This is a genomic window from Cellvibrio sp. UBA7661 (assembly GCA_002483365.1).
In the GTDB taxonomy this organism is placed as follows: Bacteria; Pseudomonadota; Gammaproteobacteria; order Pseudomonadales; family Cellvibrionaceae; genus Cellvibrio.
In genome coordinates this window covers 59,458-85,379 of record DLHT01000005.1, presented here as the reverse complement: position 1 = coordinate 85,379, position 25,922 = coordinate 59,458, and the positions used below count along the sequence as shown (strand labels likewise).

26 protein-coding genes are annotated in these 25,922 nt (G+C 48.9%); 8 read left to right on the top strand and 18 right to left on the bottom strand.

All coding sequences use genetic code 11. The annotated features are described in order from the left end of the window. Window positions 1-44 precede the first annotated feature (44 nt). From B2739_RS02865 to B2739_RS02855, 3 genes are all read left to right on the top strand, one after another. Window positions 45-557, top strand: coding sequence for a DUF1993 domain-containing protein (locus B2739_RS02865; protein ID WP_331344373.1), 513 nt, complete (start codon window positions 45-47; stop codon window positions 555-557). Window positions 558-680: 123 nt separating this feature from the next. Continuing rightward, window positions 681-2,357, top strand: coding sequence for an NINE protein (locus tag B2739_RS02860; RefSeq protein WP_331344372.1), 1,677 nt, complete (start codon window positions 681-683; stop codon window positions 2,355-2,357). Continuing rightward, window positions 2,357-2,803 carry a hypothetical protein gene (locus B2739_RS02855; RefSeq protein WP_331344371.1) on the top strand — a complete coding sequence of 149 codons (447 nt, stop codon included), beginning with the start codon at window positions 2,357-2,359 and terminating at the stop codon, window positions 2,801-2,803. The genes B2739_RS02860 and B2739_RS02855 overlap by 1 nt, the downstream gene beginning before the upstream one ends. Window positions 2,804-2,859: 56 nt before the next feature. Here B2739_RS02855 and B2739_RS02850 read toward each other — a convergent pair whose 3' ends face one another. The 4 genes from B2739_RS02850 to B2739_RS02835 all read right to left on the bottom strand — a co-directional run bounded on the left by B2739_RS02850 (window position 2,860) and on the right by B2739_RS02835 (window position 7,437). Next, entirely contained in the window at window positions 2,860-4,998 is a 2,139-nt protein-coding gene (locus tag B2739_RS02850; protein ID WP_331344370.1) for a VWA domain-containing protein, read from the bottom strand. Beyond that, a complete protein-coding gene (locus B2739_RS02845) occupies window positions 4,995-5,546 on the bottom strand; it encodes an RNA polymerase sigma factor (protein WP_331344369.1) in 552 nt (183 codons plus the stop codon). Before B2739_RS02845 ends, B2739_RS02850 begins: the two co-directional genes overlap by 4 nt. Window positions 5,547-5,687: 141 nt before the next feature. Further along, window positions 5,688-7,010 carry an NAD(P)/FAD-dependent oxidoreductase gene (locus B2739_RS02840; RefSeq protein WP_331344368.1) on the bottom strand — a complete coding sequence of 441 codons (1,323 nt, stop codon included), beginning with the start codon at window positions 7,008-7,010 and terminating at the stop codon, window positions 5,688-5,690. A 22-nt stretch (window positions 7,011-7,032) separates the two neighbouring features. Continuing rightward, entirely contained in the window at window positions 7,033-7,437 is a 405-nt protein-coding gene (locus tag B2739_RS02835) for a hypothetical protein (protein WP_331344367.1), read from the bottom strand. Window positions 7,438-7,791: 354 nt separating this feature from the next. On the opposite strand from B2739_RS02835, the gene B2739_RS02830 reads away from it, so the two are divergent. The 4 genes from B2739_RS02830 (at window position 7,792) to B2739_RS02815 (ending at window position 10,891) form a co-directional block, all read left to right on the top strand. Beyond that, a complete protein-coding gene (locus B2739_RS02830) occupies window positions 7,792-8,406 on the top strand; it encodes a hypothetical protein (RefSeq protein ID WP_331344366.1) in 615 nt (204 codons plus the stop codon). A gap of 166 nt (window positions 8,407-8,572) precedes the next feature. Next, the gene (locus tag B2739_RS02825) at window positions 8,573-9,097 is read left to right on the top strand and encodes a PEP-CTERM sorting domain-containing protein (protein ID WP_331344365.1); all 525 of its coding nucleotides are present in this window, start codon (window positions 8,573-8,575) and stop codon (window positions 9,095-9,097) included. A 167-nt stretch (window positions 9,098-9,264) separates the two neighbouring features. Next, the gene (locus B2739_RS02820; RefSeq protein WP_331344364.1) at window positions 9,265-9,798 is read left to right on the top strand and encodes a PEP-CTERM sorting domain-containing protein; all 534 of its coding nucleotides are present in this window, start codon (window positions 9,265-9,267) and stop codon (window positions 9,796-9,798) included. Window positions 9,799-10,030: 232 nt separating this feature from the next. Beyond that, window positions 10,031-10,891, top strand: a complete 861-nt coding sequence (locus tag B2739_RS02815) for a DMT family transporter (protein WP_331344363.1) — start codon at window positions 10,031-10,033, stop codon at window positions 10,889-10,891. A gap of 65 nt (window positions 10,892-10,956) precedes the next feature. On the opposite strand, the gene B2739_RS02810 is transcribed toward B2739_RS02815, so the two are convergent. From B2739_RS02810 to B2739_RS02765, 10 genes are read right to left on the bottom strand one after another with little or no spacing between them, the layout of a single operon-like run. Next, window positions 10,957-11,670, bottom strand: a complete 714-nt coding sequence (locus tag B2739_RS02810; protein WP_331344362.1) for a hypothetical protein — start codon at window positions 11,668-11,670, stop codon at window positions 10,957-10,959. Then, on the bottom strand, window positions 11,663-12,484 hold the full coding sequence (locus tag B2739_RS02805) for an FTR1 family protein (RefSeq protein WP_331344361.1): 822 nt from the start codon (window positions 12,482-12,484) through the stop codon (window positions 11,663-11,665). Before B2739_RS02805 ends, B2739_RS02810 begins: the two co-directional genes overlap by 8 nt. A 1-nt stretch (window position 12,485) precedes the next feature. Continuing rightward, window positions 12,486-12,818: a cupredoxin domain-containing protein gene (locus B2739_RS02800; RefSeq protein ID WP_331344360.1), complete on the bottom strand. Its 333-nt coding sequence runs from the start codon at window positions 12,816-12,818 to the stop codon at window positions 12,486-12,488. Window positions 12,819-12,861: 43 nt separating this feature from the next. Continuing rightward, window positions 12,862-14,244 (bottom strand): sensor histidine kinase, encoded by a 1,383-nt coding sequence (locus B2739_RS02795; protein ID WP_331344359.1) that lies wholly within the window; start codon window positions 14,242-14,244, stop codon window positions 12,862-12,864. After that, a complete protein-coding gene (locus B2739_RS02790) occupies window positions 14,241-14,900 on the bottom strand; it encodes a response regulator (protein ID WP_331344358.1) in 660 nt (219 codons plus the stop codon). The genes B2739_RS02795 and B2739_RS02790 overlap by 4 nt, the downstream gene beginning before the upstream one ends. Window positions 14,901-14,915: 15 nt before the next feature. Continuing rightward, window positions 14,916-15,557: a hypothetical protein gene (locus B2739_RS02785; RefSeq protein WP_331344357.1), complete on the bottom strand. Its 642-nt coding sequence runs from the start codon at window positions 15,555-15,557 to the stop codon at window positions 14,916-14,918. A 10-nt stretch (window positions 15,558-15,567) separates the two neighbouring features. After that, window positions 15,568-16,413 (bottom strand): SDR family oxidoreductase, encoded by an 846-nt coding sequence (locus B2739_RS02780; RefSeq protein WP_331344356.1) that lies wholly within the window; start codon window positions 16,411-16,413, stop codon window positions 15,568-15,570. A gap of 28 nt (window positions 16,414-16,441) precedes the next feature. Further along, window positions 16,442-17,113: an iron-containing redox enzyme family protein gene (locus tag B2739_RS02775; RefSeq protein ID WP_331344355.1), complete on the bottom strand. Its 672-nt coding sequence runs from the start codon at window positions 17,111-17,113 to the stop codon at window positions 16,442-16,444. Then, entirely contained in the window at window positions 17,100-18,668 is a 1,569-nt protein-coding gene (locus B2739_RS02770; RefSeq protein ID WP_331344354.1) for an AMP-binding protein, read from the bottom strand. The genes B2739_RS02775 and B2739_RS02770 overlap by 14 nt, the downstream gene beginning before the upstream one ends. After that, entirely contained in the window at window positions 18,658-19,413 is a 756-nt protein-coding gene (locus B2739_RS02765; RefSeq protein WP_331344353.1) for a thermostable hemolysin, read from the bottom strand. Before B2739_RS02765 ends, B2739_RS02770 begins: the two co-directional genes overlap by 11 nt. Window positions 19,414-19,590: 177 nt before the next feature. Here B2739_RS02765 and B2739_RS02760 point away from each other — a divergent pair, with 177 nt between their 5' ends. Further along, the gene (locus B2739_RS02760; protein WP_331344352.1) at window positions 19,591-20,772 is read left to right on the top strand and encodes a TMEM43 family protein; all 1,182 of its coding nucleotides are present in this window, start codon (window positions 19,591-19,593) and stop codon (window positions 20,770-20,772) included. Between the two features lie 59 nt (window positions 20,773-20,831). On the opposite strand, the gene B2739_RS02755 is transcribed toward B2739_RS02760, so the two are convergent. The 4 genes from B2739_RS02755 to B2739_RS02740 all read right to left on the bottom strand — a co-directional run bounded on the left by B2739_RS02755 (window position 20,832) and on the right by B2739_RS02740 (window position 25,846). Beyond that, window positions 20,832-22,841, bottom strand: coding sequence for a DUF3488 and transglutaminase-like domain-containing protein (locus B2739_RS02755; protein WP_331344351.1), 2,010 nt, complete (start codon window positions 22,839-22,841; stop codon window positions 20,832-20,834). Further along, window positions 22,831-23,826 (bottom strand): DUF58 domain-containing protein, encoded by a 996-nt coding sequence (locus tag B2739_RS02750; protein WP_331344350.1) that lies wholly within the window; start codon window positions 23,824-23,826, stop codon window positions 22,831-22,833. The genes B2739_RS02755 and B2739_RS02750 overlap by 11 nt, the downstream gene beginning before the upstream one ends. A 12-nt stretch (window positions 23,827-23,838) precedes the next feature. Then, window positions 23,839-24,753: an AAA family ATPase gene (locus B2739_RS02745; protein ID WP_331344349.1), complete on the bottom strand. Its 915-nt coding sequence runs from the start codon at window positions 24,751-24,753 to the stop codon at window positions 23,839-23,841. A 115-nt stretch (window positions 24,754-24,868) separates the two neighbouring features. After that, a complete protein-coding gene (locus tag B2739_RS02740) occupies window positions 24,869-25,846 on the bottom strand; it encodes a GGDEF domain-containing protein (protein ID WP_331344348.1) in 978 nt (325 codons plus the stop codon). Window positions 25,847-25,922: the final 76 nt, after the last annotated feature.

Genomic DNA, 25,922 nt, shown 5'->3' with positions numbered 1-25,922 from the left:
TTGCCCAGATCACATTCTTTTCACTGTATCCACGGGAGAAATCCATGTTTTACGAACTTACAGTCGTGCAATTCACCAAGGCGCTTAATAACCTCAATGCAATCCTCGACAAGGGCGCAGCTTATGCCGAGGCTAAAAAATTCGACGTATCAGTGCTGTTGAATTCCCGCTTGGCACCGGATCAATTTAATCTTATCCGTCAGGTACAAATTGCTTGCGATACCGCCAAGCTGGGTGTTGCACGTTTAACAGGAAAAGTGGAATCCGCACCGGTGCACCCGGATACTGAAACCAGCCTGCCGGAATTGAAAGCGCGTATCCAATCGGTGTTGGATTATCTTGCCGGATTCACACCGGACGACTTTGCCGGTGCGGCAGAGCGCCATATCAGCCAGCCGCGTTGGGAAGGTAAATATCTCACCGGAACTGAATTTGCGATCCAGCATGCCATTCCAAATATTTACTTCCATCTCACGACTGCCTACGCAATTCTGCGTCACAACGGCGTTGATGTAGGCAAAAAGGATTATCTTGGAAGCATGCCTTACAAAAGCTAATATGGCGCGCTAACTCTCCTTGTTTTTACTAAGGATAGGATTGCCAATCAGTCTGCGTGTCGGCGGTAGTTGTAATGGTTACTGTCGGCACGCGAAGATAAAAAGAAATAAGGATGCGCGCCCATGTCTGAAGATCGTCTGGATATTTATTTACTGAATGACCCCCTGCCAGGAACCGAGCGTTCCGCACTGGTGCGCAACCTTGCCGCCACGTTTAAAAAAGATGTTCCCATCATTGAAAAGATGCTGCGTAAACCGCGTAGCCTGCTCAAAGCCAATGTTGATGCTGCCACCGCAGCCAAATACAAAAATGCTATCCACAAAGCGGGTGGCCAATGCGAAATTGTTGCGCATGGCGAACAGTTATTTCCCAGTGATGCGCTTAGCCCTGTCGCACCGCGGCCAGCATTAACGGTTGCGCCGGTTGAGGCGACGGCATTAACCCCAGCGGTTGATAACTCATCTGCAGCGGAGTCTTCATTTACCGATAGTGCCCCTAACGATAGTGCTCCGCATCAACAATCTGCATCGCCTTATTCTGCACCTGCAACCAATGCACATCCGGTGCGGGAATATTTTTGTTACAACTGCGGGCGCGGAATCGCAGCTGGCGTGGCGTATTGTCCTTATTGCCATGCAAAACAAGTGCAGCTCAATAGCAAAGACAAAACGACCGCAGGGCTGCTTGCGTTTTTCCTGGGTGGTTTTGGTATTCACCGTTTTTATTTGGGGCAGTGGTGGGGTGTTTTTTATCTGCTGTTTTGGGTTACCTGGATTCCCAGCATTATTTCCTTTTTTGAAGCCTTTGTGTTTTGGTTTACATCGCGCCAAACATGGCAACAAAAATACGGGCAAGTACCCGCTGCCAGCACAGGGTTCAAAGTTGCAATCGGTGTTGCGTGTTTTATCGGTTTTATATTTATTGTGGGAATTCTTGCGGCGGTCTCCCTGCCTGCGTATCAAGATTACACCGCGCGTTCCAAAGTGCATGCCGGTTTGCCGCTGGTAAACCAAACCCGCGATAAAGTCACTGCGGTGATTCAGGAAAAAGAGTTTTATCCCAATGAAAATGTGTTGGCTGGTTTGCCCGATAACATCAGCAATGAATTTGTCAGCGCCATCACACTGAGTGAAGATGCACAAATGATTGTGGAGTTCCGCATTCCGCATTTGGAAAAAACCAGACAGAACATCATCATCTGGACACCGGTAGAAGAAGACGGCGACATTATCTGGAGCTGTCTGGGTGGATCAATGCCGGATAAATACCGTGTGCCTGAATGCCGCGGCGGTAGTGGTGCAGTGACAGTGCAACCGGAGACAAACCGCAATGCGTTAAGAAAGCGTATGTACAGCGACGATAAACGTGTGTCCTTAACGGTGCCGGATAATTGGAAAGGGGATCGCAACTTGAATGATGTTGCGATTCTGGGAGTTTCCAATCAAATCGGTGAAGTTTATGCGATTGTGATCGATGACAATAAAAGTGATTTTGATGCGTCGCTCACACGCAGTGATTATTTGGATATACACATTCGCAATATGGAAGAGACTGTGAAGGATTTTCATCGTGTCAGCACCCCAACCGCACTGCAGGTTGGTGGCTTGCCAGCGGAGCAGCAAGTTGTGGCAGGCTTGTCTGAAAATGTAAAAGTGACTTATTTGTTGACTACCATAGAAAGTGATACCCATTTTTATATTGTTTATGCATGGACGTTAACGTCCCGCTTTGAACAAAATAAAGCGTTGCTAAGTAAAGTCAGTGCGAGTTTCAGTGTGAAAAAACAAGGAGGCCAATAATGATTAATCCATATGAAGCACCACAGTCAGAATTAACGTCTGAAACGGGAGTGTTGCGAAGGAAAATAGGCTGGAAAATATTTTTCTGGATATTTCTACCCTTGGTGTGCTTGTCGCTTTGGTCTGTTTTTGCTGATGCGGGGTCCAGTATCGTCGATAAATGTGGTGAATTGATTGTTTATACAGTGATAACACTGGGTGTTTTTGGTTTTGCGCACAATAAAAAAATTATATTCAGTAAGTTCTGGCGATATTTCATACCTTGCGCGATTGCTTGGGATGCTTATACGTTAATTACTCAGGACTGGAGTGTATTTTCTGAAGGCGACAATGTGGTATATATACTCATCTCAATAACGCTCTTGTGTTTAGGTACGTTACTGTTTATGCAATATTACGCTTTATATCAATATGCTTTTCACTCCAAGGAAATCTGGGATAAATAATTAATAAAAAATGGCGCTCAATGAGCGCCATTTTTATTTGCGATGTAAATAGATTGTTACTTGGCGATTTTCGCCTTTCTTACCAACTGTACAAACTCGGTGCGATAACCGTACTCATCTTTGCCTTTGTTGGCTTGCGCAAGCGCAATAACATTGTCGTAAGTGAAATTGCCAGCATAGTGGCTGCCGCGCAGCAGCTGTGCAAAACCCGCAACAGCGATAGAAAAATTCACTTCTTGCTGATAAGCAGAGTTTTCCTCCAGTAATACGTTTTTCTCGATAGGTGTTTCAATCAGTTTTGATTGGTCTGCGTTCGGTAATTTATAACGCAAACGTAAAAAGGCGTATTCGCTGTTGTTGTCTGCATCAACCTTGATCGCTTTTTGGTAGCGGCTTTCTTCCAGTAATCCACTTTTCGCACCAACCGGGGTAATTTCATAAATGGCGGTGACACGTTGTCCCGCACCAATTTCGCCAGCATCGACTTTGTCGTTGCTAAAATCTTCGCGGTTAAGCGCGCGGGTTTCGTAGCCAATCAGGCGATATTCTTTTACCGTATTCGGATTGAATTCCACCTGGATTTTTACATCTTTGGCGATAGGAAATAAATTCGATGTCGCTTCAGTGACCAACACTTTTTGCGCTTCGCTGAGGGTATCGATATAGGCTGCGGTACCATTGCCGTTTTGTGCCAGGGTTTGCATCATTTCGTCCTGATAATTGCCTTGGCCAAAACCGAGTACAGATAAATAAATGCCTTTTTCGCGTTTGCGCTCAACAAAATCCTGCAGCGCTTCATCGCCGGTTTGGCCGACATTAAAATCGCCATCGGTGGCGAGAATAATGCGGTTGACACCCTGCGCATTAAAATTTGCTTCCGCTAATTGATAGGCGAGTGCGATCCCTTCGGCTCCTGCGGTGCTGCCACCTGCCTGCAAATTATTTAATGCAGCAAGAATTTTATTTTTTTCTTTTACCTTGGTTGGCTCAAGTACAGTGCCTGCGGCACCGGCATACACCACAATGGCAATAGTGTCGTCGGGTTTTAACGTATCCAGCAACAAGCTCATGGATTGTTTTATCAGCGGCAATTTGCTGGGTTCATCCATAGAGCCGGAAACATCCAACAAAAACACCAGATTCGATTGCGGGATTTCACTCGCCGCTAATTGATAACCCTGAATGCCGATGTGAATTAATTTATTTCCTGCTTTCCATGGCGAATCCACTACTGTGGTGTAAGTTGCAAAGGGTGTTGTACGGTCTTTGGGCGCAGGGTAGGCGTAATCAAAATAATTAATTAATTCTTCGCTACGCACCGCGTCCTTTTCGGGTAATTGACCGTTATTGAGCATGCGCCGCACAAAACTGTAAGAGGCAGTATCCACATCAATTGAAAATGTCGAGACCGGATTTTCGCTAGTAGCCACAACGGCGTTTTCTTTGAAATCTTCAAAGCGATCGCGGAATTCTTGTGGCGGTTGCATATTCACCTGATCAGCCAGAGCAGCAGGCGCTGCACTTACCATTGCTTCGCGCATTTCTATCGGCGCAACTGGCGCTGTTTTAGCGGCGGCTGCGGTTCGTCCCAATTCTTGCGAGCGCGCTAATGTTTGACGAACACCGGTGACGACAATCTCTTCTTTGGCTTCTTGTTCTTGTTCTTGTAGTGCAATGCTCGCCATAGGTTGTGCGGCAGATTCCGTTTGGTTATCGGCAATCACTATTGGTTGGGATTTCTTGGCAGAATCCAGTGCGATGGATTCTTGAAGCGGTTGCTCACCTGAGTGGATAACAAAATGTTGGGTAAATGTAAGCCCTGCAACAACGGCGAGACTGGAGGCGGCAATAGCGGAAAGCAGCGCCGGTTTTTGCCAAATAGAACGGTTATCAACATTGGAATGACGCATGGGTTCGCTCCCGTGGTGGTTGGTGTCACGGGTAAGACGCAGGCGCTGTAAAAATCCTTGGAGAAGATTGGATTTTTTTTCATCGACCCCGGTTTCTATTGTTGTCGATAAATCTTCCACTACAGATTCGCTGCTGGATGATGCACCTTGTGGGGTGACCTGCTGCGCATCAAACGCTGCCATCGCAGCCGCCATATGGCGCGCTTTGGCATTGGCATCCGGTGCGGGAGCGGGCTGTTGCAAGTGTTGTTGCAGCTCATCGTCATTAATAGGCTGTTTGTTCATAGAGAGGCCTCCCAACGTCCATCGCGCGGTTGAAAATGCTGCAGTTGTTTGCGAATTTCGTGAAGCCGCCAGGACACGGTAGATTCTTTGATCTGCAAGATGCTGGCGGCTTCGGCATGGGTTAGCCCTTCGGCGTGAACCAGAAGCGCGGTTTCCTTAAATCCTTCGGCAAGGGAATCCAGCCATGTCAAAATCTGGTGCAAGTAAATGCCGGTTTCAGCGCTCTGGTCAGGGCGGGCTTCGTGAGTTAACTGGTCGATGTCATCATGCTGATGTCGCCCCTGGCTGCGTTGCCAGTCTTTGGCGCAGTTAACGACTAATCGGTAAAGCCAGGTGCTGAATGCGGCATCAAAACGGAATTGGCCGATACTCTGTGCGAGTTTGATGCAGGCTTGTTGGGTGACATCGTCAGCATCACTGCGATTGCCACACCAGCGGTAGGCAAAGCGATAAAGGGTGTCGTAATAGTCGCTTAAGACCTGTGCAAAGGCCGCGCGGTCACCCGCTTGCGCTGCTTTGATGAGTGCATCTGATGTTGGCGATACCATCCGGTGATCTCGTGTTGGCCGCAAGTGCGGTATATGAAGGCGAAGACATCGAGTTGCGCCACATAATCATGTGGTTCATCTAATAGACGGATTGCGGTGCCGAATCCTTGGGCGGTTTTGGTTTTATTTTTCTACCGTATTTTATTTTTCTAAAGTGTTTTCGGATGGCAATTGCCAATTAATCTTTGGCACTAGCACACGGCGCTTTTGCAGCGCGCAAATTTGTTTGAACAACCACAACCGCCAGCGCACGGCAAAACCCGGTGTGAGCCCGCCCGCCAGAATGGAATTGATCGCCTGTGGCAAACGCAAGGTTGGGCGCGGCGACATAAAGACCTCGCAGGCTTCATCGTCGTAATAAGCATCAATCAGTTGGCGCATATAGCCAATCCGGGTTTTCATCGCGTTGGTGTAGCTGGCATAAAGCCTTGCTTCTGCGCGCGCAGAGGGCGGCTTTGCTATTGCTCCGGCGATTTTATCGGCGGCGAGCACCCCTGATTCAAGCGCGAGATAAACGCCAGAGGAAAAAACCGGGTCGATAAAGCTTGCTGCATCACCTGCAAGCAAGCAGTGGTTCCGGCCAAAATCAGTGTGGGAAAAGCTGTAATCAGACTCAATACGATACTCACCCACTGCGTTTGCGTGCGCTAACGCCTGCGTCAGAAAGGGGGATTCGCCGACCTTACGCCAGAACAGTGACTCCCAGGGTTCGCCCGCCTGACGGCCGCTATTTTTTTGCAGGACAACACCAACGGAGGTAACCGTGGGCGAGATGGGAATTGCCCAGAACCAGGCATCGCTCAGGCGCATGACGATAATGTCGCCAGCCATCTCCCCTTGGTCGCGCACCATGTGTTCAAAGTGATTAAACACCGCCATTCGTCCGGGGTAGGGCAAGGGGGATTTTTCCAGCTTCATTGCCCGCCCCATCACACAATGCCTGCCGCTGGCATCGATCACCCAGTCAGCAGTAAACGTGGTTGTTTGACCCTGGTGTTCGGCTTCAATGCGCCAATGGGTACCGGTGCGGGATACGGTGGTGACACGGCATTCTTCCTGAACCTGTGCACCCAGTTGTTGGGCGTGGCGCAGGAGGATTTCATCAAACCGGGCGCGCTCGACTTGATAGGTCATATCCAGGCCGGGAATCCAGCCTTGTGCAAACACGTTGCGAACTGTGCGCGAGCGGTCAGCGAGGGTAAATTGGGCACCGCGTTTCTCAATAAAACCGGCATTGGCGATCTTGTCCCACACGCCAATTTTTTTCAGTATGTGGTTGCCATTGGGGAGAAGTGATTCGCCAATATGGAAGCGGGGAAATTTTTCGCGTTCCAGTACGAGGGCATGAATACCTTTTTGCGCCAGCCTGGAGGCTGCAACGCTCCCGGCGGGGCCGCCGCCAATAATCACCACGCTGTGATGCGGGCATATAGAAGTGAATATTGGCAGCGCGAGGGAGGTCATCGTAAAACCATTACATCCGTTATCAGTTAAGTGCGCTCAATTGCATGTTTTTGCTGATATCGCCGGCCACATTATTGACCCAGCTCAGGTAATTGCGATGGATATAGCGCTTACCGTCTTTTTCTTTGTATTTCAGGTTTTCGCTGGATACGTACTCAATGCGCACTTGTTTCAGATCGTGGTAAATCGCGATACGGGCAGAGTGTGAACGAATATTGAGGGTTGCATCAATCTTGCCCTTGCTTTCGCCGCTCACAACCCAACCGCGACTAACCAATGCGCGCTTGATGTCGCTGGTGATTTGGACTTCGGTGATTCCGGCAGGTACAGCAATAGGGTCAGGATTGACCAGCAAGGGGGCGGCTTGCGCCGACAGGGAAAACATAAGGGCGATCGATGTCAGGACGGACCAGAGGATATGTTTCATAAGTAACTCCTTGTGAGTGTTGGTTAATTCGGGGAGGTGCATGGCCAGAAATGCACGGACGGCAGTATAAGCATCGATTCTCACTAAATCGAGCGCACCGTTCAGCCCAAGGTTTGTGCAGCGCTTATCGATTCAGTGCAGGTTTCCAATAGACATAAGAATTAGCCAGGCAATTGTCGATTTTATTTACAGTCGTTTTGATTTTGTGTGACACGGTTATCTTTATTTTGATGATTTTGATGGGGATTTTATCTTTGGTGTGTTTTTTGCTTACATTAAATTGTTGATTTGCATGCCACCTGCGCCTTAATACGCTAGTGCCAATGCCGCATCCATTTTCCAAAGGAAATTCCTATGTCAATCAAGTCTGTTTATGTTCGTGTTGCTGGTGTGATGGCGGGTTTGCTGCTCGCAGTCAGCGCAAACGCTAATTTGATCGTGAATGGCGGGTTTGAAGAGAACAATGTTGCTACTGGCAACTGGGCTTATTTTTCATCGGCCAGTGTAAATGGCTGGGAAGGCGACAATATTGAAATTTGGGATCACTACGGCGGTGTAGTAGCGCCTGAAGGTAATCAACACGCTGAGTTGAATGCCCACCCGTTCGATGGTTCCGTGTTTTCCATCTACCAAAATTTTGCCACCATCATTGGCCAGACATACGATGTGTCTTTTTTCTATAGCGCGCGTGTCAATTCCAATGAGCAATTTCATTTTAGCGCCGGTACCTTGGCTGCCTTGATAAACGATCATGTTGTCGGTAGCTGGAAGCAGTACACCGGCAGTTTTGTTGCTAACAGCACCCTCAGCACCATCACCTTCACAACCTACGATGCAGGTACTTTGGGTAATTTCCTTGATGGTGTTGTTGTGACTGCCAAAGCCAATGTGATCGAATCCAGCCCATTGGTGATGTTGATGATTGGTTTGATTGGACTGGTACTGGCAAGAAGAAAAGCTCGCGCTTGATCAATATTTAAAAATTCACAACAAGGGAGACCTATTTCAGGTCTCCCTTTGTTTTGAGTGGTGCGTTCGCTGAACGTAACTGTGTACGCAACGCTGTTGTTGGTGTTGTTGTAATGAGGTAAGGCAATAGCCTGTTGCCTGTTTTTATTAAAAATGGAAATCAAACATGATTAAATCTTTGAAGGGTTTTGTAGCGGTAGTTGCTTGCGTATTTTCTGTTAATTCTTTCGCTGGCTTGATTACTGATGTTGAGCGTGAAGGTGTTTCTACAGCAGTATCTTTTGGCCAAAGTGTTTCTTGGACTCACAATATTCTTGATACCGGTTTTGCATTGGGTTCTGCAGAAAGTGCAAGTATTGTTATTGAACTCAAAGATGACAAAAATGATCCTTGGTATATGCCGTTTGAAATTGCTTTGGTTCAACTCGGCAATTTCGATATGGAAGATGGCGGTGTAGCTAATCCAACAGTAGCTTGGTTCGGCAACCTGGGCGTTAGCTCACTGGCAAAACTCAATGCCGATGGTACTTTGTTTGTACAAGTGACCAGCACAATGGGTGATTTCATCGTGGGTAAATCAACCCTGAGCGTAATCACCAAAGAAATCAGCGTGCCAGAATCAAGTGGCCTGATGCTGTTTGGTCTTGGCTTGTTAGGCTTGGGCTTGATGAGAAGAAAAGCTCGCGCTTGATCAATATTTAAAAATTCAAAACAAAGGGAGACCTATTTCAGGTCTCCCTTTGTTCTTGGTAGTACGTTCGCTGAACGTAACTGTGTACGCAACGCTGTTATTGGCGTTGTTGTAATGAGGTAAGGCAATAGCCTGTTGCCTGTTTTTATTAAAAACGGAAATCAAACATGATTAAATCTTTTAAGCGTTTTCTGGTTGCAGTGGTCTGCGTTTTTTCAGCTAACAGTTTTGCTGGCTTGATTACCGATGTAGAAAGCTTTGGCGCTGGCCAATATGTTGGCAGCAAGCAGACTTTCTCATGGACTCACAATATTCTGGATCAGGGTTTTGTGTTGGGTTCTGCAGAAAGTGCAAGTATTTTGATTGAGTTCCGTGACGATGACCTGAAAAAAAGTGATGGCCCTGAAAACGCGCACATTTTTTTCGATTTAACTAAAATTACCGGTGCGGATGTGAAACCTGTTACCAGTTGGTTCCACGATTTTTCATTCAGCTCATTAGTAGAGTTAAATGCTGATGGTCTGTTGGTTGTCACGGTGAAAAGTGTTGTGGGTGATTTTTATATTGACAGTTCTACGTTGAATGTTGTGACCAAAGATGCGGTAGCTCCGGCAGTTACCGTATCTGAACCCAATGTTTTGTTATTGCTGGGCTTTGGTTTGTTAGGCCTGGGTTTGGTGAGAAGAAAACGCCAGGCATAATATTGCCCACGTGATAAAACTCGTTGAAAAAGCCGCTCAAAAATGAGCGGCTTTTTTGTGTGTGCTATTCGGGTTGAATAAAAATATTGGCCATTCGTTTAATTACTATAAAAAGATACATAAGAGCGAGCATTTTGTTTGCCGGCTTTTATTGGCTCACTCATACTTGGGCTCCTTTCAGTGGCGCTTTGTCGCGCTGTCTGTTCAACTCCTGTGGTTTGTGGTGCTTTAGATGCAATCATCTCCTGCCAAAAGTGGCTATTTGTTTGTTGCGGGTGCCGTTTTAATCTGGTCTGGTTTTGTACTGGTTTCTCGCATAGGTGGAACCAGTGTGCTGAATGCTTTTGATATTACCGCACTGCGTTTTGGTGTTGCCTCTCTGGTGTTACTGCCGCTGTGGTTATTCTGGAAGCGGGTTCCCTTGTTGAATACCAAAATGTTGTCTCTGGCTTTATCGGGTGGGATTGGTTATTCCGTGACGGTTTACTTTGCCTTTAAGCATGCACCTGCGGCACATGGTGCGGTGCTCATTTCCGGGTTGCTGCCTTTTTTTGTTCCGCTTATGGCGTTTGTTGTGCTGCGTGAGCCTCTGCGCCGCAACCTGCGTGTCGCCTTGCCGGTAATTGCAGTAGGGGTTATTTGTTTGGGGGTGGATATTTTTTCCCGTAGCGAAAATACCTTGCCGGGTGATTTGTTGTTGATTGCCTCCTCACTACTTTGGGCGCTTTACACCATTCTTGCCAAACGCTCCGGTTATGGTGCGTGGGAAACGGCGATTGGTGGCGCGCTTTTATCTGCGTTCATTTTTTTACCGGTTTACGTCGTGTTGCTACCCAAGGCGATAATGACGGCTCCCCTCAACGACATTCTTCTGCAAGGACTTTATCAAGGGGTTGTCGTCGCTGTGATTGCGATGGTGTTTTACATGGCCGCCATGACGAGACTTGGCCCAGCCCGAACCGGTGCCTGTATGGCACTTGTGCCCGCGGTTGCTGGTATAGGTGCATCACTTATTTTGGGTGAGCCGCTAAATGAGTGGTTAATCTGTGGCTTATTGGCAACCAGTGCGGGTGCGTGGCTAGGGGCTAGATAAATATGACTGAATAATTGTGTCTACTGCTAGTGAGTAGTAAATGAGTAGTGAGATATAGCGGCTTTTTAAAATTCAAATTCAATTGCACCTCGCAAATTGTTTTCCGGTGTGTCGGCGTCCAAACCGAATAAAACACCCAGCTCCCAGCGCAATTGTTTACGGCCCGATAATTTAATGATGCCCATAACAGCAGGGCCTGCTGCCCAGTCCTGGTCATCCAAATAAAATTCAAGCGCAGGTTCAATTGCAGCGCTGTAGCGATAGCGAAATTGTGCGCGAAGGGCAGTTTCAAATTCATCTTTTATATCACTGCCGTATTCATATTCGGCAATAGCATTGGCGGTTGCTACCCAGCGGTTAGCTAATTCTTTCTCCCATAAAAGGCCAACAGCAAACTCATGGCTATTAATGTCTTTGGCGGTACCTGCCTCAAATAATAATCCCCAGTCTGCCCAGTATTCGCCTTGTTCGGTCAGTTGCCATTTGGCCTCAAATTCATAACCGCGAATTTGTTCACCATCATGGGTTATTGACTCAGTGAGCAGATACACCTCGGTAAATAATTTATCGTTCCATGCATAACCGAACCCTGCGCGGTTGAGTAACACGTTCTCGCCACCGGCATCGCGCAGGGTAAAGCCATATTCCAATTCACGTTCACCTTGTTCCACGTAAGGGTGATAAACGCGATTCATTTCTGCATGAATGTGCGTTGTACTTAGCGTGCTTAACAGCAGCACTATCAGTAGTGGTGTCTTACGAATAATTGATTTACACATGTGTATTAACTCGCGAGCGCACTAATCGCCACATACTGGCGAGCAGAATGGGCGCAACAGTGAATAAATAAAAAATGCCCTGAACAGGTGCCGGGCGGGAATCGTAGCCGACCAGTGCATAAAGCAATTCGCCCAGCCAGGAGTGTTCATCAATCAGGAATGAGCTATCCCACAAAGGCAGGCCTGAATCAAGCAGCCCAATTTGCATTAACTGTTTGGCCACTTGCATAGAGAGTCCACCTGCAAGCAGTGTAATAACCACTAAAAAAACAGGGAGAAAATATTTTTCCCGCATAAATGCAAACACATAATAAATAATTGCCCCCAAGCTCATGCCAATGCCGGTGCCTATTGCTGCTCCCATAAGCGCGGATGACATAGCATCCGGATTGTGGGTAAACGCAGAAAGATAAATCCAAATTTCAGAACCTTCCCGCATCAGTGACAAGCTGACGATAATGACAAATAAGTTGTGAAATAATCCGGTGCGATTTTTTGCCAGTATTCTGGAGGCCGATAAATTTGTTGCGGGAGTAAATAATAATGGCAGGATTAATAGTGCCAGTGCGATAAGGCTCAGGATAACAGCTGCATATAATGCGGCATTCAATAATTCTTGCCCCATTCCTTCCATTGCATCGGCAATATCATAGGCAAAGTGAGCGAGTAGCCAGGAGCCCAGTATGCCTATCGCCAGCGCAAAAAAACTCCAGCGATAATGAAACTTGAGTTTATTGCCAAGTGCCAACAGCAAGCTAAGAATTAATGCTGCCTCAAGCACTTCACGCAAAATGAGCAATACGGCATCGAGCATATTAGTTCTCCACCCGAATGATACCTTGCGCTGTTTTTGGATTGAACTCACCAAAAAATGGATAGTCCCCCGGAATTAACGGGCCAATAAAGATAATCGCTTTGGCACCACCCATAATCACTTTTTCACGGTTGAGCTCATAACTTTCAAACTCTTCCGGCGTGGCATCGCGGTTGATCACAATTAATTTCACTTTGGTATTGGCTGGAATCACCAATTGCGAGGGATAAAATAAATGCTCACGTATTTCGATAGTAAATGTAGGGACTTCTGCGTTGGCTGCTGTGCAGAACAGAGCAAAAGCCAAGAGCGTACTAGTGATTATCCTGTTCATTATTCTCTGCCTGATACACGGGTAATGATGATGTTGTGGGCAATCATTTTTCACTTTCCGGCGCGTTAATCGCGGCAAACGTGACCATCACGAGCAAGCCCTGTTCATAACGCGATTGTGTAAGTGCAATATGTGCCGAATGAAGATCTACTACTTGCTGCACAATGGATAAACCCAGTCCGCAGCCAGGGGTTTTGGAATTGTGACGGTCGCCACCCAAACGATAAAACCGGTCAAACACGCGTGCGCGATCCGTATCGGGAATTCCGGGACCGTTGTCCATGACTTCCAGTACAACATCGCGCCCGCGCAACCAGGTATTAACAGCAATGCACCCGCCTGCCGGTGTATATTTAATTGCATTGCCCAGTAAATTATTTAACAGGCTGGTGAGTGCAGCGCGATCACCGGAAATCCAGCATTCGTCGCCTTCAAATTCAATCTGGTGATGCTTTACGTCCAGTGCTTCGCTGTGGTCAACAATTGCCTGCTTGGCTAACTGCGTTAAATTGATCGTCTCAAAATTTCCCATAAAGTGATCGGGCGCAGTGCGGTTGAGCAACAGAATTTGCTCAACCAAATAACTCATCCGCTCAATACCTTGTTTTAATTTCATCACCGATGCTGGCGCAGGATGTAGTTCGTGCAGCAAATTTTCACAGTGAATTTTTAATGCTGCGATGGGGGTTCGCAATTCATGGGCGGCATCACCGGAAAAACGTTTTTCGCGCGCGAAAGATGCATCCAGCCTGCGCAATAAGTCGTTGGCGGATTGTGCCAGTTGTGCCAATTCTTTGGGCGTGTTCTGCTGATCAATACTATTGAGATCGATAGCGCGAAGATCAGTTGCTTCACGCTGTTGTAATTCACGTGCGAGCGTTGTAATGGGTTTTAATCCAACACCCAATATCCACCAAATAATCAAACCAATAATCGGGATCGCCAACACCATTGGATATACAGCTTGCAAAATCATGGATTCAGCGAGCCGGTAACGTTGGTCATCGCGCTCGGCAATAATAAACCAACTTTTTTTATCGGCGCTGGGCGTTACTAATAAATGCCAGCGATAGTTGTTAAAGTTGATAAAACGAAAACCTTCTTCCAGTGGAACAATGAGCTTCTCAGGCATTGCGGCAGAACGTGCAAGTAACTTTCCATCCTGTGATACCCATTGGAATTCCAGCGATGCTTCTGCAGCAATAGCGCGCGCCGGAAAAACGGTGGGAGCAGGTTGCGCTTGTGTGTGGGAAAGTAATTGTGGCAGGGTGTAATTTAATAAGTCCACTTGCTGTAACAAGCGCTGGTTAAACAAACGCTCTGCTTCATCCATGCTGCTTAAATAGCCGCGCAAGGCCGCGGCGAAATTAGCGAGTGTTACTATCGCCAATAAAATGATGACTAAAAATCCACGAATGGATTTCATTGGCGCGGCACCATGTAACCTATGCCGCGCAGGGTGCGGATGAAATTCGGGGGCAATTTTTTTCGCAGGTTGTGGATGTGTACTTCAATGGCGTTGCTCGCCACTTCATCGCCCCAGGAATATAATTTCGCTTCAAGACCTTCACGTGTTTGGATAACGCCAACGTGCTCAACCAAAGCCTTCAGCAACATATATTCGCGCCGCGATAACACCAGGGGTTTGCCTTCCAATAAGACTTCGTGGTGAGCAGTATTGAGGCTCAGTGGGCCGATACTAATCATGGATGAGGTGGCGTTACCCAGCCGCCGTTCGAGCACACGCAAGCGTGCGAGTAATTCATCCAATTCAAAAGGTTTGGTGAGATAGTCATCGGCACCGGAATCCAGCCCGATCACTTTGGCGTGTGTGCTATCCCGTGCTGTCAAAATTAATACCTGCGTCGGCAATTTTTTCTGCCGCACCAGTTTCAATACATCAATCCCGTCCATATCGGGCAAGCCGAGATCGAGCAATAAAATATCGGGCGGTTCAGCAACCACTTGTGTGGAGGCGGCTTTTCCGGTGGCTAACCAATTAACGGTAAAACCTGCCCGCGACAGGGCACTGACTATTCCCTCCGCGAGCAGTTCATTATCTTCCACTAACAGTATTTGCATCGATGTAGTAATCCATCATAAATGTTTTTTTGCCTTGGCCATGGCGGCTTCTATTTCACCTTTACGGCCTGCATCGGCAGATTCACGGCCCGGACGAGGTGCCGCCTTGAGTGCTTTTTCAAATGCAGCCACAGCTTGCTTGTACTCTTTTTGCTCTAACAAATAGTCGCCATAAAAGTAATTGGAGTCTATGCCATCAGGATTATAGCTCAAGCCTTTTAACAGCATGTCTTTGGCTTTTTTGTCATCGCCAAAACCCACAGGCCAGCCGGGTACTTGATAGTAGAGCGAACCCAAACTGGTATAGGCTGAACCGTTCATCGCTGCCGGATCAAGTTTGATGGATTGTTCCAATAATTTTTTTGCTTTTTTCACTTCATCCAGCGCACCCAAACCGCCTTTTGCACCGGCGTAAGTGGAGCGGATAATTGCTTCCCAGATGAAGTAAGGCGCAGTGTTATTTGCCTTGCGCAACTGTTCTGCCTCTGCAACCAAACTCACAAACGCTTTTTCCTGATCGGCTTCCGGCGTTTGGTATTTAATGTCGGCCCAGCGAGTTTGCAGGGTTTGGATACCGGTTGTGTCGTCCGCATAACTTACGACAGCAACACAACTGATCATAAACATGGCGATTAATTGCAATAGATTTTTTTTCATGATGTCACCTTTAGGATAAGCGGGTCGAAATAGTGTTAGTGGCTACACCAGCGTCGGGCAATCGCTGCGCATAGCGACGAATAATCGGTAACTGGCCACGCAATGCGTTATCGATAATGCGCGGAAAAATACTGTTGATCCGTAAAAATAATCGCTCTGGCCAGCCGATATTGCGGTCGCGCATGCGTTTGGCTGACAGCATCATTTCCACCTGTGCCGCGACAATATCGGGATCGTCCATCGCATTACCTAACTCGCGGTTCATTGCGCACACTGCATCGCTGTTGATACTGGTATTTGTCGCGCGCGGTGCAAGGTGTGCAACCTGGATATTGCTATCGCCCAATTCGCGCCGCAACGCTTCGCTGAAACCGCGCAATGCAAATTTGCTCGCACAATAAGCGCTGAATGCTGGATACCCCAAGCTGCCAAAACTGGAACCAATATTCAGGATGCGCCCCGTGCTTTTATGCAAAAACGGTAAGCTTAATTGCGTGAGCAAAATCGTGGCGGTGACATTGGTATTGATCAGTTGTGCAATGGCCTCCGGATCACTGTCTTCCAGAAAGCCAAATAAATTGACACCGGCACAATTGATGAGCGCATCCAACGGCTCTTGCAGCGCGAGCAGGGCGGTGCGAATGGTTTCGCGGCCACTGTGTTGGGTAATATCTGCCTGCAACACAAAACCTTCATTCGCTAACACATGCAGTTCCCGTGCTAATGCATTCAGTTGTTCTGTGGAACGCCCCACCAAAATCAAACGTGCACCCTGTGCAGCGAGCCGCCGTGCAATTGCCTGGCCTATACCACCGCTGGCACCGGTTAATAAAATCAGTTTGCCTTTGAGTGTCATTTTGTACTCCTCAATGCGAGAGATTTTTTCACGCTGCTTGTGCAATGCTTTGTTGCTCAATTGAGCGGAAAATATTGCCGTAGAGTGTGAAAAACATTTTTGCTGCATGAACAATATCGTCCTGATCTTTTTGCTCGGTCAGGCCATTCATTAATTTCTCAAAAAACATCATATGTTCCAGATCAAGGCTGCCGTGTGAGCGCAAATACGAAAACGCCTTATTAGGAAGATCCAAGTGTTTTTGAATGATGTCTGCTGCCTGGCTTGCCAGGTTAATGCTCGTACCTTCAAGTACAAACACCATGCCAAAAAAAGCCATAGGGTTATTGCGCATCACGGTATCGTAAGCGTAAGCCACCATTAATTCGGTCGCAGCATTCGGGCGGCCATTGCGCACGGCTTCTTTATCAGCACCGCACGCGGCTATGTCATTTAATATCCATTCCTGATGGCCCAATTCTTCTTCAATATATTCAGCAATAGCTTCGCGGTAATTTTCTTTTTGCGATGGCAAGCGGCTGCCCACTGCCATCAATAGTGGCACTGTATGTTTAACATGGTGATAAGCCTGGGTTAAAAACTCACGGTATTCATCCAGGCTAAATTGACCGAGGCCGATGCAGCGTTGAATGATAGGAGCACTTAACAAGTAATTGCGCTCAGCCTGTGTTTCGTTTTGCAAGCGATCAAAAAATGTCATAAACAACTCCTGGGTGTTGTTGTGAGGAAAATGATTGAGCCGTTGCGTTGGAATAAATCGCCGCAATCGCATTCAGGTATTGGCCAAGAATGGCGGCGCGGCGTAAACGGCCATTGTCAGTCAGTAATTGGTTGGAAGGGGTAAAGGGTTCTGTAGCAAAAATAATTTTTTGAATGCGCGCATAATCCGGTAAATGTTGGTTGATGCTGTGTATGTCCCGGATAATCTGTTCTGCCGTTATTTGGGCAGATGCAGGAACAATGATCGCACTGCAAAAAGGTTGCGAATCGCCAATTACCATCACTTGGGCAATGGAGCGGCAGAGTGATAATTCAGCTTCAATCCACTCAGGCGAAATGTTGCGGCCAAAACTGCTGATCAACAGATTTTTTTTGCGACCAGTGATAAAAATAAAACCGTCATCATCGATAAAACCTAAATCACCGCTATCTAGCCATTCATCGTTTGATAGTGTTTCTTGACCAAGATAGCCGCTGAATACATTGCCGCGAACCATGATGGAGCCGTTATCAATTTTGATATCAACATGACCCAGCGCTTTACCAACGCTGCCAATTTTGTCGGCGACAGGTGAATTCAAACTCACGACCGATGCGCACTCGGATAAACCATAACCTTCATACACCGGTATGCTCATTGCGCGGGCTTGTTCAATTAACGATGCGGGTGTGCGTGCACCGCCGACGGCGATAAATTCCAGTGACGCAGGTAAGGTAAAACCTTTCGCACTGGCGGCAACAAAACCTTGCAGAATTTGCGGCAACACAATCAGGCTATTGGGTTGATAGTGATGCAGCATTTGCAACAGTATGGGCAGTGATAATTGTGAGCTGCCCGTTAACCCCAATGCGCTACCTGCTAACACCACCACACGTTTGCCAAGGTAAAGCGGTACATACACACCGGCCACATTTTCCAGCAATGTGCTCAGCGGTAATAAATTCAAATGTGTGTTGAGGTTGTCAGTGTTGACACCGGAATAGATTCTCTCGGCCAATGCCAGTGCGACATTTTCCAGCGCCGCAGTGGATAAGCACACGCCTTTGGGCGTGCCGGTGGTGCCAGAGGTAAAGGTAATTTTGGCAACAGTGTCGAGCTCCGTCGAATTGTCATGCGCGACTTGTTCATGTACGACGAATTTATCAAGATAAATGGCAGCAACCGGTGAAGTTTTCCGCTCTTCTATATCGGTGACTTGTTCAATATCACCGCACACTAACAGGCAGGGCAATTGCGCCTGTGCGATGACATGTTGCAATTGTGTGCGCGAAAAAAAACGTGGCAGTGGCACCAAGGTGATGCCCGCTTTCCACGCGGCGAGATCGGCAACAATCCACTCGATGGAATTTTCGCCCCACAGGCCAGCGCGGCTAATAGGTTGTTCATGTAACCACGCTGCCAATACCTCAATCTGTGTTGCAAGTTGTGCGTATGTCAGTTGTACATTACCTTGGGTCGTCTGACTGGTAAGTGCAATTTTGTCTGGTGTAGCGGCAGCGTGTTGCGCGATTGCAGTAAGAATTTTATTCATCATTCAGCTCCGTTTTGTTTACACCAGCGCGTGTGGTAGATGCGTTGGCTGCGCGGAATTGTTCGCATATTTTTTCAATCGGGCGGCTGATGGCAGCGACGGTTGCGCGGTACATCGGATTTTTGCGCGCAGCAGCCATCGCGGGGCGGTTATCGCCAAACATGACTTGTGGATTGTTGGTGTAATAGGTTCCCCAACTGGCACCGCCATCGGGCACGCGGCTGGGGTCTGCATCGGCCAGTACAATCGGTGAGTAACGCAAGCGTGCGAGCAACGCTTTCACTTCGCGTGTGCCGGTGAACATCACATAGTGATAACCCAAACGCTCCATCACTTCGCCAATCACAATAAACAGCAACAAACTGCTGCCTTTCCAGGTAGATACCAAGTTGCCAATTTCAATGATCTGGTCGCGCGGAACCTGCAAGCCAAGTTTTTCGCTGATGACCTGTTCAACCGGTGCATCCAGATAGTGTTCCGCAAATACCTTTCCGTTACCGGCAGGTGCCAAGCCGACTGCTGCAGAATATTCGCCACCGCAGCGCAAGCTGATAATGTTGGGCAGAAAGTGCGTGACCTCGGCGTGGTGCACACCGGCAAAGCGGTCGTGAATGTAAGCCTCAACTGCCGCACGCTCGGGTGAGCCGGGGGTTTGCAATCCAAAGCGCGGAATTTTGATCTGTGGCAGGCGTGGCATATGCCAGCTGCTGGAAGGGGTTTCGGTTAAGGTGGCGGTCAAGTCTTTCATCTCTGCATCCTCGGATTGGGATTTCTTAAGATGCAGAGTAGGGAAGGAAACTTAAGGGGAAATTAAGGCAAGAAAGATTAGGCCAGAAAAGAAAAATAATTGCCTGAAGCCAATCAAGCTGTTAACAATACGCAGCCGCTAACCAGTCTTAATAATAACGAAAGTAAGGAGATCATCATGGGCGATAGATTTACCGAAATAACTCACACATCCTGGTTTAGCCGAATTGGATCATCAATTAAAGGGTTGCTGTTCGGCATCCTGTTTATTGTTATTGGTATATGCCTGCTGTTCTGGAATGAAGGGCGCGCAGTCAAAACTCACAAAGCACTGGTGGAGTCGCAGGGCCTGGTTGTTTCCATTAATGCGCAGGAGGCAGCGCCGCAGATGAATGGCAAGTTGGTGCATCTAACCGGTGAAGCCACTAGCACACAAACACTCAGCGACAATCTCTTGCCTGTGAGTGTGCAAGCATTGAAATTGCAGCGAAAAGTGGAAACCTATCAGTGGGAAGAAACATCGCACAGCGAAGAAAAGAAAAATATGGGCGGCGATACGGAAACTATCACCACCTATAATTATGAAAAAGTGTGGTCCGATAAATACATAGACTCATCCGCATTTAAAAAACCCAGCGGCCATCAAAATCCGGAAAAATGGCGTTATCAATCTGAGCGTTGGACAGCCGATCAGATTAATATTGGCCAATACCAATTATCGGAAACCCATAAAAATAGCATCAATAATTTTCAACCACTGGTGATCCCACGCAATATTGAATTACCAAAAGGTGTAGCGCAAAACAGCGATGGTTTTTATTACGGGAAGGATGAACGGGAACCCAAGATTGGCGACCAACAAATCTCATTTAGTTATATTCCTGCACAAACCTATAGTGTTATCGGCGATCTCACAGGGACAACACTCACTGAGCATATCGCTAGTAATGGACGTTCAATTGCATTATTACAAGCGGGCATGCATACGGCAGATACCATGTTTGAAAAAGCCAAAAGCGATAATGCAACCTTGACCTGGATGATTAGATTGGCAGGCAGTCTATTGCTGATAATCGCATTCAATATGATTTTCAAACCCTTATCGGTACTGGCAGATATTGCTCCACTGTTTGGCAATATTGTTGCGATAGGCACAGGCATTGTCAGTTTTTTATTGGGATTAATTCTGGCGTTAACGACCATCAGCATTGCATGGATTTTTTATCGTCCGCTCGTGGGGCTCGCGTTATTAGTTGCTGCGGCGGGATTGGTTTATTTGCTTAAACGCAAATCAAAGCAAGCGGAAATTGCAACGCAATTAGCGAACACAGGTGACCTATCACCAACGACTGGCAATTAGTTTTTTATTAAAATTTATCCCCATCAAAAAAAAGCCCAGAGCAAGAGTGTTTCTTATTTTCACGGAAATTGTTTGATCGCCTGCTCCAATTGCATTAGCTCTTCGGTGCGATTTTGATAGGCGACCTTCTCAAATAACTGGGCGATGCTGATTAAACCGTCCTTCAATTGCGGTTCGCTGTGCACAACCCTTTTCACAAAATCACCGAATGTCTCTCCCGGGTTACGCTGGTAGCCCAGTTGCAAAAGTTTGCGCTCCAGTTGCCGGATGGCTTTTGTCTCTGGCCGCAGCTCAACCTGTTGTTGGTTGCGCATGAGCGACCAGGCAAAAATAGTTGCGCCTATTACCCCCAGTCCAATCAGCCAGAGCGCCAGCCGCCAGGGTTCTTTTCCGCCTAATAAACGGCTCAGCAGGCCTTCTTGTGTTTCAGTGTCGTAATTCAATACCCAGCGCTGCCATGCATAAGTGGCAGCATCCCAACGCAATTGCAGGTTGTACAGCACGCTGGAGGATTGCCAGGCATTGGCGACCAGCTCCTGATCTTCCAAACCAAGGGCTTCATTTATTCCCTGTTCGATACGATTGGGTGCAACTGCTGCGGTAGGGTCGATCATCTGCCAGCCTTTGCCTTCAACCCAGACTTCGGTCCAGGCATGGGCATCGGATTGGCTGACCAGTAGATAATTTTCCAGCGGATTCCAGCGCCCGCCCTGATAACCCACCACCACCCGCGCCGGTATTCCCGCTGCGCGCAGCAAAAACGCAAAGCTGCTGGAGAAGTGCTCACAGAAGCCGCGCTTGGTCGTCAGCAGAAACTCATCCACAGAGTGTTCGCCTAACAACGGTGGTTGCAATGTGTAGGTGAACTCGCGATTAAACAGCGTCAATGCCTTTGCGATGATTTGGTCATCGCCGATATTTTGCTCGCGCCAGGCACGGGCGATGGCTTGGGTTTGCGGATTAAATTCGTGTGGAATACGCGTGTAGAACTCGCGTTCGCTGCTGTTCAGTCGTGGGGCTTCTGGCCACTCGACCTGCAGTGCAGAGGTAACGCTATAGCCCATGCGCTGTGCGACGGGCATATGGTGCATCAACAAATAATCGCTGGTGATACGGATGGAATTGGCCGTATTGGTGGCGCTTTGGGGTGTCATCAAGCTGAATAACCAGATCTGACCGTGGGGCTCCATGATGACCTTGTAACTGATTGGATCGCGTTTGATGTTTTGCGAATCGGCACGGCGCGGCGGGAACCCACCCCAGGAATCGCGCATACGCCAGGTACGACCATCAAAGGTGTCCAGCACCAAGCCGCGCCAGTAGAGCTGGTTGGCAGCGGGGGGATTCCCCTCAAACTCCACGCGGAAGGCGGGTGAGCGATCTTGCGCCAAATTGCCTAAATCGCCCGGCGAGAGGCTATCGCTAAATCCGGTTTTGGCGGCGTTTTGGCTGGGAATGGCCCAGAGCGGGCCCAAGCGTGGGATCACAACAAACATCACCAACATGATCGGCAGGGCGTGCAGCAGCACTTTGGCTCCCTGCTGGAAACGCCGTTTGGTTGGCTCCGGCCGCGTGAGGTAGAGCGAACGCCAACAGGTGATGAGCACCATCAGGCAGCCCATGCAATAGAGTGCTGCCTGGGGGGTTTGGCTGAACAGCAGTTGGGCGGCGCTGATGATAAAACCGATAAACACCAGCAGCTGCGCATCGCGCGCAGAGTTGACCTCCAATAATTTCAGGGCGAAGGCACAGACCAACAGACCGACCATCGTCTCAGTGCCCGCCTTGCCGGAAAAACTGGCGAGCAGCCCGGCAGCACAAATCAATGCCAGCGAGGTCTTGATCACGCCACCCGGCGCGCCCCAGCGGCCGCGGAACATTTGGGTGCGCCAGAATCCGGCAATCGCCCACACCAGCCACAACCAGATCGGCAGGTAAAACAGCAGTGGCAGTATCACCAACACCTGCATCGCCAGCAGCCAGATAAGTTTGTCGCGCGCTAAATAGTCTGGCACGCGCTGCTTGGGTGTCACTTTGGCGGCAAAGGGCGATTGGCGCTTAGCGAACATGGTCAGCCTCGCGCGGTAAATTAAATTCCGCTAATGCTTTTAATACGGTTTGCAGGTGATGTTCACCGCACGTGGGGGCAAGGCTTAGCCCCGGTAATTGCAGCCCGTAGGGAATTTGTTGGCGCTCATATTCCAGCGCCCAGTAGCACAGGCCGGATAAGCGCATTTCCTGCGGATGGTTCAGGCTATTCCAATCCAGCCATTTGTCGGCCGAGCGCTGTGCCTCGTAATCCTTGGTGAATAAACCCTTGTCTTGCGCGTATTGCTTCCAGGCGATGTGCTTGATGGGGTCGCCCGGTTGGTAGTCGCGCAGGCCGCTGAAATCATCGCCTCCGCGTTGGCTGCTACCGCCTTCACCTTTTCCGTCGCTGGCTTGGGCGTGGGGTTCGTCGGTAACGATGGGCGATGGGTAAATTAGCGCTTGGGTATCCAGATTCACCCAGGTCCAGCAGCGGATAATCCCGAGCGGAAAGCGGCTTTGTATCGATAACCGCCCCGGGCGCAAATAACCGCGCAGTTTGCTCGGTGCGCGCAGGTTGACCTGCTGTGGTTCGTTGGGGTTGAGGCTGATGGTTTGTGTTTCGCCACTGTTGTTTTGCCAGCGCAGCTCAAGGTTGTCGCAACCGTTTTTATGGGTGCAGTTCAGTTCCAAGACAAAGATGGCTTGCTCACCGGCGAAGGTGGGTTTGGCATCCACCACCCGCACACTTACGCCCGCCATATTGGCGAAGGTGTGGTGAATACCCACCACAAAAATACTGCCCATCAGGTAGGCGAGCGCGAGGATCAGATTGTTCTGGTAATTGGTGCCCAGCATCCAGATCACCAGCATCACCAACAGGTACAAGCCGCCAGCGAGGTTGGGGAAGATGTAGAGGTTTTTGCGGTTGAGCCGTACCTGTTGCGCGCGCGGGGTGCGTTTGTCTACCCAGCGATAAAATCGCTGTTGCCATGCCTGTCGCCATGCTGCCAATAGAGTGTTCATAGGGTAAATCGATCAACCCAATACATTCACACTGTCGCGCAGTTGCTTCACCAGCGGTTCGGTATCCTGGCTGTGGCCGCGGCCGCGCACCCGATGGCCAACCACGGCGGGCAATACTGTCTGCACATCTTCCGGTACCAAATAGTCGCGGTTGTGGATCAGTGCCCAGGCTTTGGCTGCGCGCAGCAAGGCCAGCGCGCCACGCGGTGATAGTCCGTAACTGAACTGGCTATCGCTGCGGGTAAAGGCGACCAAACGCTGCACGTAATCGAGCAGTGCATCGCTGGCTTTTACCTGATGGACTGCGCTTTGGATCGCCGCCAATTGTTCATGTGTGACCAGTGGGTTCAACTCGCGGATACGCGCACGCGGATCAACCCCCTGAAACAACATGCGCTCCGATGCCGGGCTGGGGTAGCCAAGAGAGATGCGCATTAAAAAGCGGTCGAGTTGCGACTCTGGCAGAGGAAAGGTTCCGCTTTGGAACAGCGGGTTTTGGGTAGCGATTACAAAAAAGGGTTTAGGCAATGGGCGGCTTTTACCTTCAATCGTCACTTGCCCTTCCTCCATCGCCTCCAACAATGCGCTTTGGGTTTTGGGTGAACTGCGGTTGATTTCATCGGCCAGCAACACTTGGGTAAACACAGGGCCGGGGTGGAATTTAAAAACCCCTTGCTCCCGCTCAAAAATCGCCACGCCAAGAATATCGGCAGGCAGTAAGTCGCTGGTGAATTGCACCCGCTCGAATTTCAGCCCGAGCACTTTCGCAAGGCAGTGGGCGAGGGTGGTTTTGCCCATGCCGGGCAGGTCCTCAATCAATAAATGGCCTTCGGCAAACAGGCAGGCAAGTGAGAGACGAACTTGTTGGTCTTTGCCTAAAACAATCTGGTCTACTTGTTCAATAATGCGTTGGATGAGTGACTGCATGGACAACCCTGTAACGAGAATCGATTCAGTAGCCAGCATAGCGCAGGGGGGAACGGGGAGGAATTAAGAATCGCAAAGCGGGCGCTGCTTCTCACTGCGCAGCAATCAATCCTACTTAATCGGCGGCAACCACACAGTTGCGACCTTGTTGTTTGGCTTGGTAAATCGCTTTGTCTGCACGTACAAACCATTCTTCCGGGCTTTCGTCGGGCTGTAACTGGGCGCAGCCAAACGAAGCGGTGATGGCTCCTTCGGGATCTTTGAGTTCGGCTTCAATTTGCAGGCGCAATTGCTCGGCGATTACCAGCGCATCGGCCAGTGTGGTATTGCGCGCGAGCACGACAAACTCTTCACCGCCGAAGCGGAATGCGCGGTCGGTTTTGCGCACACGTCTTGACAGTAATTCAGCCAGGTCGATCAACACTTTATCGCCCACGTTGTGACCGAACTTATCGTTCACCATTTTGAAAAAATCCAGATCGATAACGATCAGGGTGGCAGGTGTTTGGGCGCGTTCATAATCTTCCACACACAAGCCCAGTTCTTCATCCATCGCACGCCGGTTGCCAAGGCCGGTCAGCGCATCCTGCGTGGCGTAACCTTGCAACAAGGACTGTTGTTGGTGGGTGAGCAAGGCAAATACATACGCCATGCAACTGCACATCACCAGCGAGGCAACCATCGCCAGGGTTTCTGTCGTGCTTGTCATACCAAGCGCGATAGGCAATATCGCGATAATGGTCAGCGAATTGGTAATGAGCGCCGCTTTGGTACTCAGCAAAAAGAAATTGGCGATTAACGAGGGAAATACCCAAAACACAAAAATAGGTTCATTCAGATGGGCAACCGCAACTGCACCAGAGGAATACAGCAGTGCGGTAATATTGGATACCAGCTGTGTTGCCTGCCCAAGGCGGTAGGTGTAAATCGCACTGCCAAGCGCGGCAATCACAATCGCCAAATCCACAATGGCGTTGCTGATTTCTCCATTGAGGTAGCGAATCACACAAAAAGGTGCAATGAACAGGCCGGCGAGTATGGCAAACAGGTACACCATTCCGCGCTGGTATTTGTTTTTTGAGTCAGTCAGCATAATTGCCGGCAGATTCTCCCGTGGTCACTTTTGTCAGGGCCAATCAGTTTGCCCCCTTTTTTATAGACTCATGATA

Bases quoted from the DNA above. Each gene is read 5' to 3' on its own strand.
- B2739_RS02865 (WP_331344373.1), top strand. From the start codon at position 45: ATGTTTTACGAACTTACAGTCGTGCAATTCACCAAGGCGCTTAATAAC.
- B2739_RS02860 (WP_331344372.1), top strand. From the start codon at position 681: ATGTCTGAAGATCGTCTGGATATTTATTTACTGAATGACCCCCTGCCA.
- B2739_RS02855 (WP_331344371.1), top strand. From the start codon at position 2,357: ATGATTAATCCATATGAAGCACCACAGTCAGAATTAACGTCTGAAACG.
- B2739_RS02850 (WP_331344370.1), bottom strand. From the start codon at position 4,998: ATGAACAAACAGCCTATTAATGACGATGAGCTGCAACAACACTTGCAA.
- B2739_RS02845 (WP_331344369.1), bottom strand. From the start codon at position 5,546: ATGGTATCGCCAACATCAGATGCACTCATCAAAGCAGCGCAAGCGGGT.
- B2739_RS02840 (WP_331344368.1), bottom strand. From the start codon at position 7,010: ATGACCTCCCTCGCGCTGCCAATATTCACTTCTATATGCCCGCATCAC.
- B2739_RS02835 (WP_331344367.1), bottom strand. From the start codon at position 7,437: ATGAAACATATCCTCTGGTCCGTCCTGACATCGATCGCCCTTATGTTT.
- B2739_RS02830 (WP_331344366.1), top strand. From the start codon at position 7,792: ATGTCAATCAAGTCTGTTTATGTTCGTGTTGCTGGTGTGATGGCGGGT.
- B2739_RS02825 (WP_331344365.1), top strand. From the start codon at position 8,573: ATGATTAAATCTTTGAAGGGTTTTGTAGCGGTAGTTGCTTGCGTATTT.
- B2739_RS02820 (WP_331344364.1), top strand. From the start codon at position 9,265: ATGATTAAATCTTTTAAGCGTTTTCTGGTTGCAGTGGTCTGCGTTTTT.
- B2739_RS02815 (WP_331344363.1), top strand. From the start codon at position 10,031: ATGCAATCATCTCCTGCCAAAAGTGGCTATTTGTTTGTTGCGGGTGCC.
- B2739_RS02810 (WP_331344362.1), bottom strand. From the start codon at position 11,670: ATGTGTAAATCAATTATTCGTAAGACACCACTACTGATAGTGCTGCTG.
- B2739_RS02805 (WP_331344361.1), bottom strand. From the start codon at position 12,484: ATGCTCGATGCCGTATTGCTCATTTTGCGTGAAGTGCTTGAGGCAGCA.
- B2739_RS02800 (WP_331344360.1), bottom strand. From the start codon at position 12,818: ATGAACAGGATAATCACTAGTACGCTCTTGGCTTTTGCTCTGTTCTGC.
- B2739_RS02795 (WP_331344359.1), bottom strand. From the start codon at position 14,244: ATGAAATCCATTCGTGGATTTTTAGTCATCATTTTATTGGCGATAGTA.
- B2739_RS02790 (WP_331344358.1), bottom strand. From the start codon at position 14,900: ATGCAAATACTGTTAGTGGAAGATAATGAACTGCTCGCGGAGGGAATA.
- B2739_RS02785 (WP_331344357.1), bottom strand. From the start codon at position 15,557: ATGAAAAAAAATCTATTGCAATTAATCGCCATGTTTATGATCAGTTGT.
- B2739_RS02780 (WP_331344356.1), bottom strand. From the start codon at position 16,413: ATGACACTCAAAGGCAAACTGATTTTATTAACCGGTGCCAGCGGTGGT.
- B2739_RS02775 (WP_331344355.1), bottom strand. From the start codon at position 17,113: ATGACATTTTTTGATCGCTTGCAAAACGAAACACAGGCTGAGCGCAAT.
- B2739_RS02770 (WP_331344354.1), bottom strand. From the start codon at position 18,668: ATGATGAATAAAATTCTTACTGCAATCGCGCAACACGCTGCCGCTACA.
- B2739_RS02765 (WP_331344353.1), bottom strand. From the start codon at position 19,413: ATGAAAGACTTGACCGCCACCTTAACCGAAACCCCTTCCAGCAGCTGG.
- B2739_RS02760 (WP_331344352.1), top strand. From the start codon at position 19,591: ATGGGCGATAGATTTACCGAAATAACTCACACATCCTGGTTTAGCCGA.
- B2739_RS02755 (WP_331344351.1), bottom strand. From the start codon at position 22,841: ATGTTCGCTAAGCGCCAATCGCCCTTTGCCGCCAAAGTGACACCCAAG.
- B2739_RS02750 (WP_331344350.1), bottom strand. From the start codon at position 23,826: ATGAACACTCTATTGGCAGCATGGCGACAGGCATGGCAACAGCGATTT.
- B2739_RS02745 (WP_331344349.1), bottom strand. From the start codon at position 24,753: ATGCAGTCACTCATCCAACGCATTATTGAACAAGTAGACCAGATTGTT.
- B2739_RS02740 (WP_331344348.1), bottom strand. From the start codon at position 25,846: ATGCTGACTGACTCAAAAAACAAATACCAGCGCGGAATGGTGTACCTG.